Origin of the sequence: Campylobacter sp. 19-13652, from assembly GCF_019702925.1 — a bacterium.
In the GTDB taxonomy this organism is placed as follows: Bacteria; Campylobacterota; Campylobacteria; order Campylobacterales; family Campylobacteraceae; genus Campylobacter_A.
The window spans coordinates 869,501-888,601 of sequence record NZ_AP024713.1 but is presented as its reverse complement, the minus strand read 5'-3'; the positions used below and the strand labels follow the sequence as shown (position 1 = coordinate 888,601).

Sequence of the window (19,101 nt, the reverse complement as noted above, 5' to 3'; positions counted from 1 at the left end):
TACCGTAAGCGAGTGAACGAGCATATCGCTCTGCGATGTGAGCGATGGATAAATGGAAAGGGAGCGACTTCGTAATTCAAGCCCCTTTCCACAAGCAAACTTAGATCTTAACGTAAAAATGAATTTAAATCCAAACAAAATCAAAGTATCTGCGGTTTAAAATTTGACACAGACAGATAAAAACGTTAGTTATGGCGTGTTGCAGGTGAAGCCTAGGATGACGACTGCTAGTTGTCTGTGTCGTAAGCGAATACGAGCTAATCGAAGTTTTTAGGTGAAGCGAAGCAAAACTGGACGCTAGTAAGCATAAAAACAAAAATCATAAAATAAAAAATAAATTTAATCCAAAGTATTCGCGGCTAAAGCATTACCTACACAAAATCACACGCTAAGCCCACGCAAATACTCGCTAACACACGCAAGTACGTCATCGTCGTCACGGCTTCTTGATTTAAGCCTGGCTGGTTCTTTGGATATAAATTTAATAAATACATTTTGCTCGCTTGAGCTAATGGAGCTAACACCTGCGTCAATAGCTAAAATTTTAATAACCATAAGCTCAATAAACTGCTTAGTGTAGCGGTCAAGCTTGCCAAACCTATCCTCAATTTCGCCAGAAATCGCATACACTTCCGCTGTATTTTTAGCTTTGCTAAGCCTACGATAAAGCTCGAGTCGCTGCCTATCATCGCCGACTAGCTCAGGGTTTATAAACGCACTCACAGCTAGGCGCATGTCTATATCGTTTATTTGTTCTTTGCTTTGATTTAATAGTTTATTTATCTCATCCTCTAACATTTTTAGATACAGGCTATAGCCTATGGCTTCGATATGTCCGCTCTGAGCCTCGCCTATTAGATTACCCCCACCTCTAATCTCTAAATCATGGCGAGCAAGCAGACTACCAGCCCCTAAAAACGAATTACTCTCAAGCGCAACAAGGCGCTTTTTCGCCTCATCGCTGATATTTTCATCTCCTACTAAAAAATAGCAATACGCCTGCTTATCGCTCCTGCCTACACGCCCACGAAGCTGGTGCAAGTCGGCTATGCCAAATTTATTCGCATTTTCTACTATTATGGTATTTGCGTTTGGCAGGTGTATGCCACTTTCAACGATGCTGGTACAAAGCAGTAAATCATACTCGCCAGCCATAAATTTCATCATCTCATCTTCGGTGGTTTTAGCGTCGATTTTAGAGTGCAAGCTTAAAATCCTAAGGTGCGGAATAAGGCGTGTAAGCTCGCTTTTAGCCGCTGGCATGGAGGCTATGTGATTATGGATATAAAACACCTGTCCCTTTCGCCTAAGCTCCCTATTTATCGCTTCCTTAATAAGCGCGCCCTCGTACTCCCTTACAAAGGTACGCACATCAAGCCTATCCTCTGGTGGGGTTAGCAAAGTGCTATAAGTCTTTAGATGACTAAGCGCCATACTCAGGCTTCGTGGTATAGGCGTGGCCGACATGCTAAGTAAATGCGCACGAGCACCCAGCTCTTTTAGCCTCTCTTTTTGCTTAACGCCAAATTTATGCTCCTCGTCTATGACTATTAGTCCTAAATTACTAGCCCCTAACGATAAAAGTGAGTGAGTGCCGACGACGACACAGGGTTCTTTGCTGGCTAGGGCGGATTTTACAGCCGATTTTTCCTTTGTGCTACTAAATCTATCAAGCCTATAAATTTTTAGCCCATATTCGCCTAACCTTGATTTTAAGCTAGCGTAATGCTGAGCTGAAAGCAAGGTCGTAGGCACAAAAAACAGAGCCTGAAATCCTGAGCGCAAGCAGGCAAATATTGCATTCATCGCAACTTCAGTCTTGCCAAAGCCAACATCTCCGCTAAGCAGCCTATCCATGGCTTTACCGCTTCCTAGCTCACTTAAAATATCATTAGTCGCCTTTTCTTGATCTACGGTATAAATAAAGCCAGCCCTAGCGATAAAATCAGCCCTTTCTTGCTCGCTTAGGGCTATTAGCTCGCCCTGTATTAGTTCACGCTTTGCAGCCATTGCGATTATTTTACTAGCGATTATAAAAAGCTTCTCTTTCACTCGCTCTTTAAGCTTGACAAAGCTAGCTTTTCCCAGTTTATCAAGGCTAGGCACACCCCCACCACTAGCGATATAGCGGTCTATTAGGTTTAAATTTTCTACAGGCAACAAGAGCTTATCGCCACCTAGATATGAAAGCGCGACAAACTCCCGCCTAGCCCCCAGCACGCTAACGCTTTCTAGCCCGAGAAAGCGCCCTATTCCGTAGCTTTCATGCACCACGTAATCCCCAGTGTTTAGCTCATCAATTACGATTGTTGCTTTGCGGCTTGGTCTTTTTCTCTTTTTTGGCTTATTTAATGATACAATAATCTCATCAGAGCTTGTTAAATTTAGACAAAGCGGAGTTATGATGCTTGTGATATTTGGCGACTTTGGCACACCAAAAGCTAAAAGCTGGCTTTCGTTTTGGCTTAACACCCTTATCTCTTTACCTTGATGAAACTCAAAAAACTCAGGCGTGATACTGCCAGCAAAGTCCCTAAACTTCGCTGCTTCTGGCAGAGTACCTACGCCATTAAATTTATCCGCACTCTCCTCATCAAGCTCTATTTCATAAGCAAAAGCACAGCGATAAGTAGCCAGATAATCCTCAAATCCATCGATCGCCCAAAATCCAAGACTAGCCATGTCGCTAATTAGAGCGTCACTTTTTAATGAGGCTATTTTTTGACTACTTAAGTCAAACTCACTCTTGCTCTGATTTGCCAAAAATGGCACGATTTCAACGCTTTCAAGCTCCTCTTTTAAACTAAGCTGCGTGCTTGCGTCATAATGTCTAATACTCTCTATTTCATCATCAAAAAATAAAACCCTAACTGGCTTTTGCAAATTTAACGCAAAAATATCGACTATATCGCCCCTAATGCTAAACTCGCCCTCGCTTTCGACCATACCCACAGGCTCATATCCCAACCGCACAAGCTCGTCTTTTAGCTCGCCAAAGCCTATTTTTTGCGCAAATGAAAGCGTGATGGTTTTTAGATTGCGCTTGCTGGGTAGAGGGTTTAAAAGCGTGCGGTATGGGCTTATTAGAAGCTTTTTGCCGTTAAATTTAAAATACTCATTTAAGCTTTTACAAAGCTCTAAAAGCTCTGCGTTAAAAGAGCGCAAATCATCACCAAAGCTTACTCTTAAATCAGGTAAAATAAAGCTTTTAAGCCCTGCAAACTCGCTCGCACTAAGGGCTCGCTCGCACTCTTTATCATTTTCTACTAATAAAATTTCAACGTCATTTTTTTCTAAAAAATACTCATAAATCCTTGCTTGAGTAAAACTCATTTAAAAATGCCTCCACCAGATGAAACGAGCCAAAAACCAGGGTAAAATCATCGCTTTTTAGCCCATTTTTTATACTTTGCATGTCAATTTTACTAAATTTTTCGCACCCTATTTTTGCCATATCGCATTCTGATTTTATGCGCAAAAACCCCACAAGCTCGCGACCTTTACTATTATATTCATACACGCGTACATCTTTTAAAAATGGTGCGAAAATTTTTAAAATAGCAGCATAATCCTTATCGGCAAAACTATTATAAATAAGCCTGATTTTTTTATCTTTAAATTTTTTAATCAAGGCTTGCGCGCCAAGCTCATTATGCCCCACATCTACGCAGAGATTTTGGCTTATCATCTGCGCTCTGCCGCCCAGCTCAAGTGCACCTAAATCATGCAAGCTTTTGACAATATCCACCTCTGGCTTTAATGCCTTAAAGCCTGCAACAGCAAGGGTTAGATTGCTTTTTAAAAAGTCTGGCAAATCATGCCTTATAGAGTATAAATTTATAGCCTCAAGCTCGCTATCTTTAAGCGTCTGGGAGGCTAATTTTAGCGATGAGCCTTTGTGTGCAGCTATCTCATGCCCTATTTTTAAAGCCTCTATATCCATTGTGTCATTTGCTAAAGCGTTGGCTGAAATTGCGTTAAATTTAGTCATTGCAATCTCTTGCAAACTACCGCCCAGCGTACTAATATGATCTAGCCCCATAGGCGTAAAAAGGCTAAGTCTACGCGAAAAACAGCTAGTCGCGTCAAGCTCTCCACCCATGCCAGCCTCGCAGACAAAATAATCCACACTAGAAAAAAGCACTGCGCTAAGCATAGTAGCATACTCAAAATAGCTCGCCTCTTTAGCCAAATCCTCGCCGATTAGCTCCTTAAGCCTTATATGCGCAAGCTCTAGCTCATCATCGCTAAGCACTGCACCATCTCGCCAAAAGCGTTCGTTGAATTTAAAAATATGAGGGCTTGTATAATGCCCTACTTTTGCGCCAGTGCCTTTTAAAAGCTGAGCCAAAAATCGCCCAGTGCTACCTTTGCCATTTGTACCTATTAGCTGAATGACCTCAAAATTTGGGAGCTTTTGTTTTAAAATTTCCCACATAGCGGGCATTCGCTCGTAGTTTATGCGCTGGTAAAACAGTGGCTTAGCCGCTAAAAAATCAGCTAATCTCATAACCCACTAATAATCTGTGGCATTACCTGATTTCTACCATTTTCTTTCGCTGCATAGAGCATTTTGTCAGCATTTTCTAAGGTAGAGGTGTCACTTATATTTGCGCTTCTTGTCGCCACTCCGCAGCTTAGCTTGACATCAATTCGCTCATCTTTGTAGACAAATTTAAAATTCTCTATAATGCTTCGTAGTTTATCAGCAAATTTAACTGCGTCTTTTAGGGTTGTATTTGGCAAAAGTATGATAAACTCCTCTCCGCCATATCGCCCCACAAAGTCCATTTTACGGGAGTATTTCCTAAAAATTTTAGCAACCGCAGAAAGAATCACATCGCCTGCGTCATGTCCGTAAGTATCATTTATCTTTTTAAAATGGTCAATATCTAAAAAGCATAAAGAATAATCAGTGCCGTAGCGCTTATAACTCTCCTCGATGTTTAAAAGCTCTTGCATGAGCGCACGTTTTGTGGCTGTTTTAGTTAAAAAATCCTCATTGCTCTCAGCCCTGGCAGCTGCCAGCTCTGCTTCAAGCATTTTTATATGCTGCTGAAGCTTTGATATGCTTACTTGATTATCATCCATGTGAGAGCCAAGCTCTTTTGTCTCGCTCTCTAGCATATCAGCGATATTAATAAGCTTAATTCGTATCTCCTCAAAAGCCTCAGCTGTAACATCAATGTGATTTAAATCGGATTTTATGCCCTGCATTTTTGCATTACTTTGATGGGAGCTGTTTGCAAGAGAAACTACTTTTTCATTAATGCTTTCTAAAAGCCCATTTAAAGAGGTGATTTTTTCGGATATTTCAGCCCTATCAAGCTCAGCCCTGCGACTAAAAATCCGCCTTAAGCTCTCCTGCACTTCATCTGTGTTCAAACAAGATGGTTCTTTTTTAATCCTCTCTTTAATCTGCTTTAGCTCCTCATCAAGCTCCTTTGAAAGCGCAGGAGTAAGCATGGTAAATAATAAATTTGCTATATTAATGTAAAGGCTATCGTCATTTACACTTAAAAACCCTTCAAGCTCTTTCATCATAGCAGCTAAGTCGCCAAAGCTCTTTACGCCGTAATATTTTAAGAAATTTAAAAAACTCTCATCATAATCGCTTATAAAGCCAAACCACTGCTCACGCATAGCATCTATCATGCCCTCATCGACTTTCTTATTTAAATTTGCCATGTTTGATTTGGCTAGTTTTTCAGCGTTTTGATTGTGTAGTATACTGAGTGCTTGAAGCAGCCTTTTTGCATAAGCATCGTAGGATTTTATTATGCGATTTTCACGCTCGCAAAGGTTTTGGACGACCTTATTTGTGCTTATATTTAGCCTAGATATTACAAAAGCTATAAACTCCTCTACGCTTTTTATATGAGCTACTTGGGCTTGTTTGCGATAATCATCACTAAGTCTAGATATATATCTAGCTAGCTTTGCGCTCTCCTCTGTAGTAAATCCTCGCTTAGAAGCCACTTCATTAAAGACTTCTGAATAATTCTCAGGGGTAAAGGCAAGCCCCCTTATTTTCATTTCGCCGATAGCCTCTTTTATGATTTGACTTACACCTATTGTAGCCATTTATTTTCCTTTTAATCCGATAATTGCCAAATATGAGATGTACTCATCAAAAGCCTCTTTTGACGCCTCTTTAATAGCCTCAAAACGCTCTGCATCGCTTATGACGCTATCGGCAAATCTGGTATTTTTAATCTTTCTAGAAACTGAAAAATCATGCTCTCCGACTGTATTTTTCTCCACTATACTACCGTCTTTTAGAGTGGTTTTAAAGCCTAAGTTTAAAGTAACCTTATAAGCTGTAATATAACCCAACTCATCATAGGATAAAGAGGTGTATTCAAGCGAATTTATCGCCACATCTATCCTTGAAGAGGCATTTTCATCATTGCTTAGAGCTAAGCCCAAGCGGCTTAGCATACCCTCTTTTACGGCATCGGTTATCCACACGCTATTTTTTGGCTCTTTTTTGTCGATTTTTACATTTACAAAAACGCTATCATTAAAAACATCATTTGAGATAGAAGCTATCGGACGATAGCCACAACCTGCCATTATAAAAACAAAAAATATAGCCAAAAAAATTCTCAAGTCCTATCCTTTTATAACGAAGTTTACCAGTTTATTTTTAACATAAATTTGTTTTATAATCTCTTTTGCTTCTAGCCACTTACTAGCCACTATTTTTGCCTGAGATATTATCTCATCCTCGCTTAAATTTGAAGCCACTTCAAACTCTGCACGCTTTTTGCCATTAATAGTAATGGCTAAATTTAGGCTATCTTTCTCAAAGACTTCGCTCTTAAGCTCAAGCTTACCAAAGTTTGCTCTACCAAATAGCTCCTCGCTTAGCTCGCAAGCAATATGAGGCACGATAGGCTCAAGTAAATTTAAAAGCACCCAAAAGCCCTCCGTGCTAACGTCTGCATTTTGCTGAGCGCCTAAAGCGTTTAACGCCTCCATGCAAGCGGCTATTAAGGTATTAAAAGCAAAGGTCTCACTATAGACTTCATTTGCCTTTTTAAGTGCTTCATAAACCTTTAAGCGCGCATATTTTTCCTCTTTACTTAAGCTTGCGTGCTCTATCTGTGGCAAAATTTTAGTTGGGGTAATTACGCTTGCCCTATCATAAAGGCGGTTTAAAAATCTAAACGCACCCTCAACCGCACTATCATTCCACTCAAGCTCCTTTTGTGGCGGCGCAGCAAAAAGGATAAAAAGCCGTGCGGTATCGGCACCGTATTTATTTATTATCTCATCTGGGTCTACGGTATTGCCCTTGCTTTTGCTCATTTTTGCACCATCTTTTAGCACCATGCCTTGAGTAAGCAAATTTAAAAACGGCTCATTTCCAGGCACATAGCCCATATCTCTAGCGACCTTATGGAAAAAGCGTGAATAAAGCAGGTGAAGTATAGCATGTTCTATGCCACCGATATAGCGGTCTACGCCCAACCAGTACTGCATACTCTTTTTATCAAGCGCAACACTTTCCCATGTCTTTGGATCGCTTGCATAGCGGGCGTAATACCAGTTGCTTTGAAAAAAGGTATCCATAGTATCTGTCTCGCGCACGGCGTCGCTACCGCATTTTGGGCATTTGCACTCTTTCCAGCTTGGGTGCTTATCTAGCGGATTGCCCTCCCCTGTGATTTCTACATCATCAGGCAGAGCTACTGGCAGATTTTCCACGCTCTCAGGCACTAGCCCACAATGCGGACAATGCACCATAGGTATAGGCGCACCCCAGTATCGCTGACGGCTGATGCCCCAGTCTCTTAGCTTATAGTTTGTCACTCTTTTGCCGATTTTTAGCCGCTCAAACTCGCTTATAATTTTCTCTTTTGCGGCTTCGGTTTTTAGCCCGTTAATAAGCGGTGAGTTTATAGCCACGCCGTATTCGCCGTAAAATTCGCTAGCTTCGCCGACTTCTGGGGCTACAACTGGCTTAATCTCTAGCCCAAAAGCCTTGGCAAACTCATAATCCCTCTCATCATGGGCAGGTACTGCCATAATAGCCCCACTGCCGTAATCAGCTAGGACGAAATTTGCAAACCAGATCGGCACATTTTCGCCAGTTAGCGGATGGGTGGCGTATAAATTTAAAAACGCTCCATCTTTAGCGCTTGCTTGGCGTTCTTTTGGGCTTTGGTTTTGGATTTTCTTTATCTTTTCTGCCGTAGCTTCGTCTATTAATCCAACCTCTAAAGCACGCCTTAAAATGCTGTGTTCTGGCGACAAAGCTATATAACTAACGCCATAAATCGTATCTGGACGTGTAGTAAATACGCTAAAAGAGCAAAGCTCGCTATTTTCTTCAAGCTTAAGTGCACTACAGCTTTGCTCGCTTAAATTAAATTTAAACTCAAGTCCATTGCTCTTGCCTATCCAATTTTCTTGCATGGTTAGCACCTGCTGCGGCCAGTGTCCGCTTAGCTCCTTTAGCCCCTCTAAAAGCTCATCTGCATAATCTGTAATCTTTAGATAATATCCTGGCATTTCGCGTTGGATTACAGTATTGCCGCACCTCCAGCAACAGCCGTCCTCTACTTGCTCGTTGGCTAGGACGGTCTGGTCATGCTCGCACCAGTTTACTATTGCGCTTTTTTGATAGACTAATCCGCGCTCATACATTTTAATAAAAAACTCCTGTTCCCACTTTGTATAAAGCGGATCAGAAGTGGCTAATACACGCTCTTTACTAAAGCTAAGCCCTAATAAATCCATCTCTCCTAGCATATAATCTATATTTTCATAAGTCCAAATTCTCGGGTGAATTTTATGCTTTATGGCGGCATTTTCAGCTGGCATACCAAAACTGTCAAAGCCGATTGGATGAAGGACATTAAAGCCCTGCTGACGGTAAAATCTCGCGCACGCATCGCCTATACTATAATTTCTAACATGCCCCATATGAAGCCGTCCACTAGGATATGGAAACATGCTTAAAATATATTTTTTAGGTAAAGTATAGTCCTCTTTTGGCTCAAATTCTTTATTATTTTTCCAAATCTCTTGCCATTTTTTCTCTATCTTTTTTGCTTCGTAGCCCATTTTTACTCCTTAAACCACACCTTTTTCATACATAGCACGCTCTCTTTCGCGCTCTTTTTTCGCTTTAATCTTAGCAGCTTCGCTGGCTCTAAATTTATCAACATTAAATTTAAACCATATCAAAAATGGCGAAGCTATATAAATAGAGCTAATCGTGCCAGCTAATATACCCACCATTAGCACAAATGAAAATCCGTGTATCATATCCCCCCCAAAGAAAAATAGCACAAGCACGGTCATCATGGTTGTACCAGAGGTTAACAGCGTACGAGAAAGAGTAGCCGAAACAGACTCATTTATTATAGTGGTGATATCTGTGCTTTTACTATCTTTAATCCCACTTCTAATGCGGTCAAAAATGATAATAGTATCATTTAACGAATATCCTAGCACAGTAAGTACAGCAGCTAGTGTATCTAGATTGACATCTATATCAAAAAGGCTAATAGCGCCTATAGTTATAACAATATCATGTATCTCAGCCGCTATAGTAGCTAGAGCAAATCTCCACTCAAATCGCCATGCTATATAAAAAAGCACAGCAATAAAGGAGATAATAAGAGCCATTGCGCCTTTTTCTCTAAGCTCGTTTCCCACCTTTGGTCCAACTATATCCACACGGCGTATCTCAGGCTCTCCGGTCTCCTTAAGAAGGCTAGCTACAGCCTCGCCCACGTCTTGGGATAAATTTGAGCTACTACCAGAAAAACGTATTACAACCTCTTCATTTGAGCCAAACTCAGTAACCAAAGCCCCCTTAAACACATCATCTTTTGCAAGAGCTTGGCGTATTTTTTCAAGGGGTGCAGGAGTATTATATTTTACCTGTATTAAAGTGCCACCAGCAAAGTCTATACCATAATTTAGCCCCTTTGTAGCAATCAAAAACAAAGAGCCTACAAATAATACAGCAGAAAGCGTAAGCGAAGCATAGCGAATACGCATAAAATCATAAACTTTTGACTTTGAGAAAATCTGCATCACTTGCTCCTTTTATAACCAAACCAAAACGAGGTATTTGCGCTTTTTTCAATGCGTGGCAAGAAATAATCAAATATCCCCCTAGTACCTAAAATAGCAGTAAGCATAGAGGCAAGTATGCCTATACTCATAGTTACCGCAAAGCCCTTAATAGGCCCAGTTCCGTAAGCATAAAGTACAGCTACAGTAATAAATGTCGTAAAATTTGCATCTATTATAGCAGTCATGGCGTGTTCATATCCTCTGGCTATGGCCTGCTTTATACTAGCACCCTCTCTTAAAAGCTCACGAATTCGTTCATTTATTATCACGTTTGCATCAACTGCCATACCTATAGTAAGCACAACTCCAGCCATGCCTGGCAGTGTAAGCGTCGCCCCAAAAAACGCCATTACGCTTATAATTATAAAAATATTTGCGATTAAGGCTATATTTGCAAAAATCCCAGATACACCATAATATAGCACCATAAAAACCATAACCAAAAACATAGCTCCACAAAGTGCAATTAGGCTTTTTTGTATGCTCTCAGCCCCTAAGCTTGGCCCTATGCTTCGGCGTTCTAGCATTTTTACAGGGGCTAGTAACGCACCGCTTCTAAGTGCAATAGCCACATCGTGAGCCTCATCTACACTAAAGCCGCCGCTTATCTGTCCACTACCACCACCTATACGCTCATTTATCACAGGGGCGCTATAAACCTTGCCATCAAGCACGATAGCTAGGTGTTTACCGACATTTGAGCCTGTAAAATCGCCAAATATCCTAGCGCCCTCTGAGTTTAGGGTAAAGTTTATCACAGGCTGATTATTTTGCTGAGAAAACGCCACTCTAGCGTCTGTTAGCATGGCGCCATCTAGCACTGGAATTGCCTGAAGCAGGTACTTTCTGTTTGGATTTTTTACATCTGGATAGATTATATCCCCGTAGCTACTAGCCTCGGCTTCGCTTAGCTCATAAACCCTATCCTGACGCTTCTCGTCAAGCGCCATAAGCTGCAAATGAGCCGCCTTTGCGATTAGCTCACGTGCACGCTGTTCGTCGGCTTGGCTTTTTATACCAGGAAGCTCGACTAGGATATTTCCTCCACCTTGCTTTGCTACAGTTGGTTCAGCAAGTCCAAACTGATCGAGGCGATTTCTAATAGTCTCCACCGCTTGAGATATGGCATACTCCACAGTCGCCACTTTTTCCTCGTCGGTTAAATTTATAGTATATTTAAGCCCATCTTTATGTATTGCTAGCCCTTTTATCTCTTTTAGCATAGACTCAATTTTTGGCTCGTCATCACCATCAAGCAGCTCAAAGCTCACGCTCTCATCACTACTTCTAAGCTTGTCTATTAAAATATCCTCTTTTTTTGAGTAGTAATTAATGCTAGAGGCAATTGATTTTATCTTAGAGCGCAAAGCCTCATCGGTTTGCACGCCTAAAAGCATGTGTAGCCCGCCTTGTAAATCAAGTCCGAGCGATATTTTCGCCCCAGCCTTAGTCTGCAAAAAGCTAGGCATACTAAACCCCACTCCTAAAATCAGAGCTGCTAGGAAAATCACTAGCTTTAAGTTTAATTTTTGCATTATCCCTGTGCGCTCTCAACCTTTTCTATCTTGCGAGCGACAAAATTACGGTCGATTCGCACTATTACGTCATCATTAAGCTTAGCTTTGATAAAATCCTCCTCAGCTTTTATCACTTCAGCATAAAGTCCACCATTTGTTACGATTTTATCGCCCTTTGTAAGCTCACTTAGCATTTTTGCATGAGCTTTTTGTTGCTTTTGCTGAGGCCTGATAACCAAAAAATAAAATATAGCAAAAAGCACCACTAGGGGGAGAATTGAAGTTAGAATATTTGCATTGTTTTCCATTGTTGTCCTTAGAAAATAGAATTTTAAGGCGATATTTTAGCATTAAATTTATAATAAAAGCCTTTGTCGGTGCCTCTTTGCTTTCAAATTCGATTTTTTTATCATACTTTAGCTCAAATTTAATCCAGATTATATCGCCATTTCTTACTCTAACTGGGCTTGTTTGTATACTAAAGCTGCCAAAACAAGGCTACTTTTGGAGTGGATTTTTCACTGGAATTTTGTGGTTTTACTGGGTAGGATTTAGCTTTTTTTATTATGGTTTTGGCTGGGCTATGCCATTTGCGTGGGCGGCATTTGGACTTGTTTATGGGGCAATTTTTAGGTTCTCAGCCTTTGCTAGCTTTATGCCACTACGAGCTATTACTCTGCTTGTTTTTAGCTACATCCACCCATTTGGCTTTAACTGGTTTAATCTAGAAGCCACCCTTGTGCTTGGAGTGTTTGAGCCTAGCATTAGGGGGCTAATAGCACTTTTTATAGCAGCTATTATTCTAGCAAGCGATAAATTGCCTTTAAAATTTCGTCCCATTTTAGCCATTTTTGCTCTTGGTTTTGGCTTACAGTTTAGCTTTTATGAACCAAATTACCTGCCTTTTAAGGTAAAGTTAGAACAAACCCAAATCCCTCAAAATATAAAATGGGAAAAAAGCTATCAAGGTTATATAGTAAACGACGTAATAGAAAGGATAAATTTAGCCAAAAAAGAGGGCGCGAGGCTTGTGATATTTCCTGAGGCGGCGCTGCCACTGTATCTTTTAAACTCACCTTCGCTTAGCTTTTTGCTTAAGCAGCTAAGCCACGATATTGCTATCATTGTGGGCGCTTTAAGAAGCGAGGATAAAACAAGCTATAACTCGGCATTTTTATTTAATAATGGCAAAATAAGCGTGGCTGATAAGCTCGTACTCGTACCATTTGGCGAGGAAGTGCCACTGCCTGAGTTTGCAAAAGATTACATAAATGAGATATTTTACGCTGGGGCAAAAGACCTTGGCAAGGCTAAAAATGTGAGTGATTTTGACATAGACGGCAATAAAATACGCATAGCCATATGCTACGAAGCCACAAAAGACGAGCTATACGTTGGTGCACCAAAAACGATGATAGCTATAAGCAACAATGCTTGGTTTAGCCTGCCAGAGCTTGCCTCAAGCGAGCCACTACTTCAAAGGATGCTTTTAAAATATTACGCAAATAAGTATAAAACCACCATCTACCACAGTGCAAATGCAAGCAAAAGCGAGATTATCACGCCTAAAAAGCCACTTTTAAATTTTGAGCTTGGATTATTTTAAGGGCTTGGCTTGGTTTGATTTTTGTGTAAAAACTCAAACCAAAGCACAGTCTTGACATAAAAGAAAAACTAGTTTTTGCCACGGCTTTAAATTTATTTTTGCATTAAGGGTTGCTGATGTTTAAAGTCGACCTACACAAATTTTTACATCACAGCGGCTGATGATAGCTTCACATCAACTGGCTATAGGTATGAGCCACAAAGTGACGAAGCAAAAGTCGCTCACAATACGAGATAATCAGAATAAAGCAAAATCAAGAAAGAGCGATATAAGCTGGCTTTTAAAGGCAACAGAGCCAAATTTATCCTAGGCTGCTCCTTGCGCCTTTCCTAGCTGCATTTGCGCGCTTTCATCAGTGTCGCTAAACTCAAACTTCACAGCCTTTGCTCCAAAGCTTTTTGCGATGGCTTCAAGTGTATCTTTAGCAGATTTGTGAATCTTGCCTTGAAGCTGGTTTATTAGCCTTAAACTAAGCCTTTCAACCTCTGCTCTAGCCTCGGCAATGACGGCATTTTTCTCCTCCTCGCCAAAGCTAGAACCAAGTATACCATTTATCAAATCAGGCAGTAAAAGCGGCATAAATTTGCCATCTTTTTCATCGTAAAATTTCATATCAACGATAGAAAATTTATACTTACAAGGCGGCATCGCGACCGTATACTCACCCTCGTTTTGTTCTGTGATATTTAGCCTAGGGCTACGCAGGTCGTAGATGAAATTTATCTCAAATTCAAATATCATAGAGAGCTTTTTTTCACTAATTAGCCAGCTTAGATAATCTTTCCCAAAGCCACCTAGCGCATGGTCTGTTTTAGTTACTATCTCTTTGCTATATACCTGAAATACCGACAGCTCGCCTATGCTACGAAGCTGCTCTATGCTATTTACTACTTCAGTCGTTACTGCGTTATTTTGTCTATCCTTGCTAAGCCTAGAAAGTCGAAAAGTCAAAAATGCAACCATACAAGCAAGTGCTAAGACTATTAAATTTAAAATGCCGTCCATATTTACACCTTAAAAAATTTGAACAAACTCAAACCCACGAGATTTTAGGCTCTCACTCACCGCCTCTTGATGTTCCTTGCCTTTTGTTTCAAGTGTGATAAAGATATTTGCATCACCATACTCAAGCTCGGTTGAAAATCTATCATAGTCTATCTTTACTATATTTGCATTTGCTGATTTTATGGCGTCAGTCAGGGATAAAAGCGCGCCTGGCTTATCTACTAAAGTCACCTTTATTATCATCTTTCTAGATGATTTTATAAGCCCTTTTTCTATGATAATATTTAGCATTTGCACGTCTATGTTGCCACCGCTTAAGACTATGCCTATCTTTGCGCCACTTTCGTGCTTTATTTTGCCGTGCATTAGTGCAGCCACACCGCTAGCCCCTGCACCTTCGACTACGATTTTTTGATTTTCTAGCAGATAAAGTATCGCAGTAGCTATCTCCTCATCGTCAACTTGTACAAACTCATCAACGCACTCAAGAATATTTGCCAAAGTTATCTCGCTTGCGTCTCTAACAGCGATACCATCAGCTATCGTGCGCACCCATTTTGAATTTATGGGCTTTTTTGCACAAAAGCTTTCAAACATAGCAGGCGCACCCTTTGCGCCAACGCAGACCACCCTTGTCTCAGGGCTTACCTGCTTTACACAGCTTGCCACACCACTAGCCAGTCCACCTCCACCTACAGGCACCACTACTATATCAAGATCTGCTATTTCATCAAGCATCTCAAGCCCTACAGTCCCCTGCCCTGCCATAACAAGCTCGTCACTAAAAGGGTGCACAAATGTCATATCATGCTCTTTTGCATATTTAGTCGCATACTCATAAGCCTCGTCAAAGTTATTGCCATGCAATATCACTTCAGCTCCCAGCTCTCTTGTGCCGCTTACTTTTAAAAGCGGTGTAGCCTCTGGCATAACAATAACCGCACGCACACCAAAATGCTGGGCTGATATGGCTACCCCTTGAGCGTGGTTTCCAGCACTTGCAGCGACCACCCCATGCGACATTTGCTCTGGGGCTAGGTTTGCGATTTTGTTGTATGAGCCACGAATTTTATATGAGCCTGTAAGCTGGAGATTTTCCTCTTTTAAGTAGACATTTGCATCAAAAAAAGAGCTTAGCTTTGGCGCAAATGCAAATGGGGTACGGGAGACAAAGCCCCCTATAGTGCGCTTGGCTTGGATTATTTTGTTTAAATTTATCACTGTTTATTCCTTTTTCTTAGGCACACTCCGCACTCGGCATGATGAGTGTGCGCAAACTGATCAAAAAATGCAAACCTACCAACATAAAATGTATCACAAAGTACGGATAAGTCGCGCTTTAACGTGGCTGGATTGCACGAGATATAGATTATATTATCATAGCTTTTTACAAACTCACGCACACTCTGGCTTAGTCCTGCACGCGGAGGGTCGAGTAAAACGTGGCTAAACTCATAAGCAGACAAATCTACCTGTTCTAGGCGCCTAAACTCCCTATCACCTCTTAGTGCGCTTATTAGCTCATCAGCGTCCATTCTTATAAATTTAATATTTGCGATACCATTTAGCTCGGTATTTATGGCGGCTGATTTTATAGAGGATTTACTAATCTCTGTAGCTAGCACGTTTTTAAAAGCGGTGCTTAAAGGCAGGGTAAAATTACCATGTCCACAGTAAAGCTCTAGCATATCTTTTGCCCCCATTTTAACGCAAGAAAGCGCCCATGACACCATCATTTCATTTACTTTTGTGTTTGGCTGAATAAACGCACCCTCGCTAAATTTATAAACATACTGCCTGCCTGCTATATTTAGGCTTTGAGTTAGTCTTTCATCATCTGATTCTGGAGCAAATAGCCTCTCGCCCCTACTTCTAGCGACTATTTTAATGTTTAAAGCTTTGGCTAGATTTTTAAATTTATCGCTTAGGTGGGTAATTTTTTTATGATAGAGCAATATAGCCATAATCTCGTTATCAGTAGAGATAAACTCAACGCCAAAAATTTTAAACTTTAGCTCGTTATCGCTCTTTATCGCTTCTAGCAAAACAGGCATAAGATTAAATATTTTAGCATCTACTTTAGGGCATTCATCTATCATCACCCTAGCGCCATTTACGCCGTGCATAGTGTAGCTTAGACTATCACCTTCATGCCAAAGCCCAAACTCAGCCCTAGTGCGATACCCTACTGGCTCGCTTTTAAAAACCTCAATCTCACCAGTAAAAAAATCGCTAAATTCATCAGCTATGCTTTTTGTTTTTAGTAAAACTTGCTCGTCATAAGGAGTGGATAGCACGCAGCTACCACACTCGCTAAAATGCTTACACAGCACTTTTTTCGACCCTTTGTCCTACAAATCTCACAAGTAGCCAAACCGCCACACAACCAAATAAAAGCGAAGTCCAAACCCCAACACCAAGAGCCACACTAAGATAGCCAAACACTATGCTTATAGCGCATACGCTTAAAGCGTATATTATCTGCGTGCTGACATGATCTATGTGATTACAGCCTGCGCCCATAGAGCTAAGTATCGTAGTATCAGAAATAGGAGAGCAGTGATCCCCGAATATAGCACCAGTAAGCACAGCTGAAATATTCATAAGCATATAGGTGTGAAGCTCTCCTGCGTCAAGTCCGACAAGCTTACCTATCTCAGCAGCTAATGGTATGGCTAAAGGCATCAAAATCCCCATGGTACCGTAGCTTGTACCAGTAGAAAAAGAAACAAAGCTACTAAGAATAAAAATAAATGTAGGTAGAAGTACCCTAGGGGTTTGTGTGCTTAAAAGTTCGACTAGGTATTTTGAGGTGCCAAGCTCTTTAATAACCGAACTTAAAGACCAAGCAAGGATTAATATAGCTATGGTTATAACCATAGTTTTTAGACCCTTAACCCATGTCTCCACGCCCTCTTTAATGGTAAAAATTTTACGGCTTACACCCATAGCAATAGCTACGATACTGGCTAAAAGAGCCGCTTGAAAAAGCGCAACTGAAGCGTCTGCTGCACCAAATGTATCTCTAAAAGTGCTAAAAGCCCATGGATTTGCCAAAGCTGAAGCTAGCGCATCGCCCTCAAGCGAGCTAAGCCCGCCAAAATAAAAGCTAGCAAATGAGCCAAAAATAAGCACCAGCAAAGGCACAATGGCGTTTGAACTTTTTAGCTCTATGCCCTCTTTTGGAGCTAGTCCGTTTTCGTCTACATCGTTTATACCAGAACCAAAACCATGCACCTCGCCACCTCTAGCTCTACGTTCAGCCGCTAGCATAGGTCCAAACTCACGCCCCATAAGAGCCGTACACACGACAAAAAACAGCATAAAGATATTATAAAATCTATACGGTATCGTCTCTATAAAAATTTCATACGAATTAACATTTATGCCTATTATTCCGTAACCGTCTTGAATTCGTGATATTTCAAAGCCTATCCAAGTCGAGATAATAGCAATGCCAGCTATAGGTGCGGCTGTAGCATCAATGATAAAGGCTAGCTTTTCGCGACTAACTTTAAATTTATCCGTAATAGGGCGCATTATAGGACCCACGATTAAGGCATTTGCATAATCATCAAAAAAGACAAATATCCCCATAATCCATGTGCTAATCTGCGCTGATACGCCAGTTTTGGCACGCTTACTAAGCCAAATCGCAACTGCCTTTGTGCCGCCCATTTTAGTGATTAGCCCAATTACGCCGCCTATACATAGTACTTGCAGTATTATGCCAGCATTCCAGCTATCAGCCATAGACGAGACTGCTCTTTCTACTAGGTTTTTAAAGCCAACAACCAAAGAACCAAGAAAATCATTTCCTTGCAAATTTAACAAAAACGTCCCACTAAGCACTCCGATAAAAAGCGACATAATGACGTCTTTGGTAATGAATGCAAGAGCAATAGCAATAACAGGCGGTACAAGCGTCAAAATACCGAAAAACTGTGCATTTTTGGCAGCCAATTCATTTACATCAGCCCCAAAAGCAAAAAGCGGCAAAAATGCCACAACAAATAATAAATTTAAAATCCTCATCTACTCCCTTTCTATGGCAAATCCAGCCCAAGTCTGCGTGGTTGCCATAACTTCTAACTCATTTATATTTACATGCTCAGGCAGCGCAAGACAATCAGTAATAATCCTTGCGATATCCTCAGCGCTTAGGTACTTAGTCCGCTCGTAAACTGCACTAGACTTTGCTTCATCGCCCTTAAATCTCACCTGAGAAAACTCTGTTTTTGCAATTCCTGGGGCAATATTTGTTACCCTTACGCCAGTGCCTGTTAAATCGTTTCTTAAATTTAAACTAAGCTGCCGCACAAAGGCTTTTGTGCCACCATATACATTTGCTCCAGGATATGGGTGCACCCCAGCTACAGAGCCTAAGTTGAAAATATAGCCCCTAGCCTTTATTATAGCTGGTAAAAGCGCCTTTGTAACGTAAACTAAGCCCTTAATATTCGTATCTATCATCACGTCAAAATCATCTATGCTAGCCTCGCTAAATCTCTCCTGCCCAAGAGCCAGCCCAGCGTTATTTACAAGCACATCTAGGCTTTTAAACCTCTCATCAAGCCCACCTATGGCTCTATTTAGCGCATCTTTATCCCTGACATCACACTCTAGGCAGATTAAGTTTTCCCCCAGCTCATCTTTTAGTGCGCGCAGTCGCTCGCCCCTTCTTGCCATTGCAGCGACGACGTAGCCATTTTTACAAAGCGCTCTAGCACTAGCCTGCCCAAAGCCTGAACTAGCACCAGTTACAAAAGCTGTTTTCATTCGCACCCTCCTTTTTGAGGCTAAAAATTTGGATATTTTACCATTTTTTGGCTTGTTTAAATTTAAATTTTTATTAAATGAGTGAGTTTTTGATTA

General features: G+C 41.0%; 14 protein-coding genes. 1 reads left to right on the top strand and 13 read right to left on the bottom strand.

The genetic code is table 11. From position 1 onward, the window contains the following. Positions 1-381 precede the first annotated feature (381 nt). Genes LBC_RS04360 through yajC form a run of 8 tightly spaced genes read right to left on the bottom strand, consistent with a single transcriptional unit; the run spans position 382 to position 11,923 of the window. Positions 382-3,333 carry a DEAD/DEAH box helicase gene (locus LBC_RS04360; RefSeq protein ID WP_221254878.1) on the bottom strand — a complete coding sequence of 984 codons (2,952 nt, stop codon included), beginning with the start codon at positions 3,331-3,333 and terminating at the stop codon, positions 382-384. Then, positions 3,305-4,510, bottom strand: a complete 1,206-nt coding sequence (locus LBC_RS04355) for a bifunctional folylpolyglutamate synthase/dihydrofolate synthase (RefSeq protein WP_221254877.1) — start codon at positions 4,508-4,510, stop codon at positions 3,305-3,307. The genes LBC_RS04360 and LBC_RS04355 overlap by 29 nt, the downstream gene beginning before the upstream one ends. Further along, positions 4,507-6,084 (bottom strand): GGDEF domain-containing protein, encoded by a 1,578-nt coding sequence (locus LBC_RS04350; protein ID WP_221254876.1) that lies wholly within the window; start codon positions 6,082-6,084, stop codon positions 4,507-4,509. Before LBC_RS04350 ends, LBC_RS04355 begins: the two co-directional genes overlap by 4 nt. Beyond that, entirely contained in the window at positions 6,085-6,612 is a 528-nt protein-coding gene (lptE, locus tag LBC_RS04345) for an LPS assembly lipoprotein LptE (RefSeq protein ID WP_260173444.1), read from the bottom strand. A gap of 3 nt (positions 6,613-6,615) precedes the next feature. Further along, positions 6,616-9,075, bottom strand: a complete 2,460-nt coding sequence (gene leuS / locus LBC_RS04340; protein ID WP_221254875.1) for a leucine--tRNA ligase — start codon at positions 9,073-9,075, stop codon at positions 6,616-6,618. A gap of 9 nt (positions 9,076-9,084) precedes the next feature. Continuing rightward, a complete protein-coding gene (secF, locus tag LBC_RS04335; protein WP_221254874.1) occupies positions 9,085-10,056 on the bottom strand; it encodes a protein translocase subunit SecF in 972 nt (323 codons plus the stop codon). Then, complete coding sequence (secD, locus tag LBC_RS04330) at positions 10,056-11,633, bottom strand: protein translocase subunit SecD (protein WP_221254873.1); 1,578 nt, start codon at positions 11,631-11,633, stop codon at positions 10,056-10,058. The genes secF and secD overlap by 1 nt, the downstream gene beginning before the upstream one ends. Then, positions 11,633-11,923, bottom strand: coding sequence for a preprotein translocase subunit YajC (gene yajC, locus LBC_RS04325; RefSeq protein WP_221254872.1), 291 nt, complete (start codon positions 11,921-11,923; stop codon positions 11,633-11,635). Before yajC ends, secD begins: the two co-directional genes overlap by 1 nt. Between yajC and LBC_RS04320 the strand changes: the two genes are divergently transcribed. Continuing rightward, positions 11,923-13,221, top strand: a complete 1,299-nt coding sequence (locus LBC_RS04320; RefSeq protein WP_260173443.1) for an apolipoprotein N-acyltransferase — start codon at positions 11,923-11,925, stop codon at positions 13,219-13,221. The two genes, yajC and LBC_RS04320, sit on opposite strands and share 1 nt — an antisense overlap. A 306-nt stretch (positions 13,222-13,527) precedes the next feature. Here LBC_RS04320 and LBC_RS04315 read toward each other — a convergent pair whose 3' ends face one another. The 5 genes from LBC_RS04315 to LBC_RS04295 are packed head-to-tail and all read right to left on the bottom strand — an operon-like array spanning position 13,528 to position 19,005. Beyond that, positions 13,528-14,226 (bottom strand): DUF4230 domain-containing protein, encoded by a 699-nt coding sequence (locus LBC_RS04315; protein WP_221254871.1) that lies wholly within the window; start codon positions 14,224-14,226, stop codon positions 13,528-13,530. Positions 14,227-14,235: 9 nt separating this feature from the next. After that, complete coding sequence (gene ilvA / locus LBC_RS04310) at positions 14,236-15,447, bottom strand: threonine ammonia-lyase (RefSeq protein WP_221254870.1); 1,212 nt, start codon at positions 15,445-15,447, stop codon at positions 14,236-14,238. Continuing rightward, complete coding sequence (gene trmA, locus LBC_RS04305) at positions 15,444-16,559, bottom strand: tRNA (uridine(54)-C5)-methyltransferase TrmA (protein ID WP_221254869.1); 1,116 nt, start codon at positions 16,557-16,559, stop codon at positions 15,444-15,446. Before trmA ends, ilvA begins: the two co-directional genes overlap by 4 nt. Then, positions 16,549-18,261, bottom strand: coding sequence for a Na+/H+ antiporter NhaC family protein (locus tag LBC_RS04300; RefSeq protein WP_221254868.1), 1,713 nt, complete (start codon positions 18,259-18,261; stop codon positions 16,549-16,551). Before LBC_RS04300 ends, trmA begins: the two co-directional genes overlap by 11 nt. Beyond that, positions 18,262-19,005, bottom strand: coding sequence for an SDR family NAD(P)-dependent oxidoreductase (locus LBC_RS04295; RefSeq protein WP_221254867.1), 744 nt, complete (start codon positions 19,003-19,005; stop codon positions 18,262-18,264). It abuts the gene before it with no gap. Between the last annotated feature and the right edge of the window lie 96 nt (positions 19,006-19,101).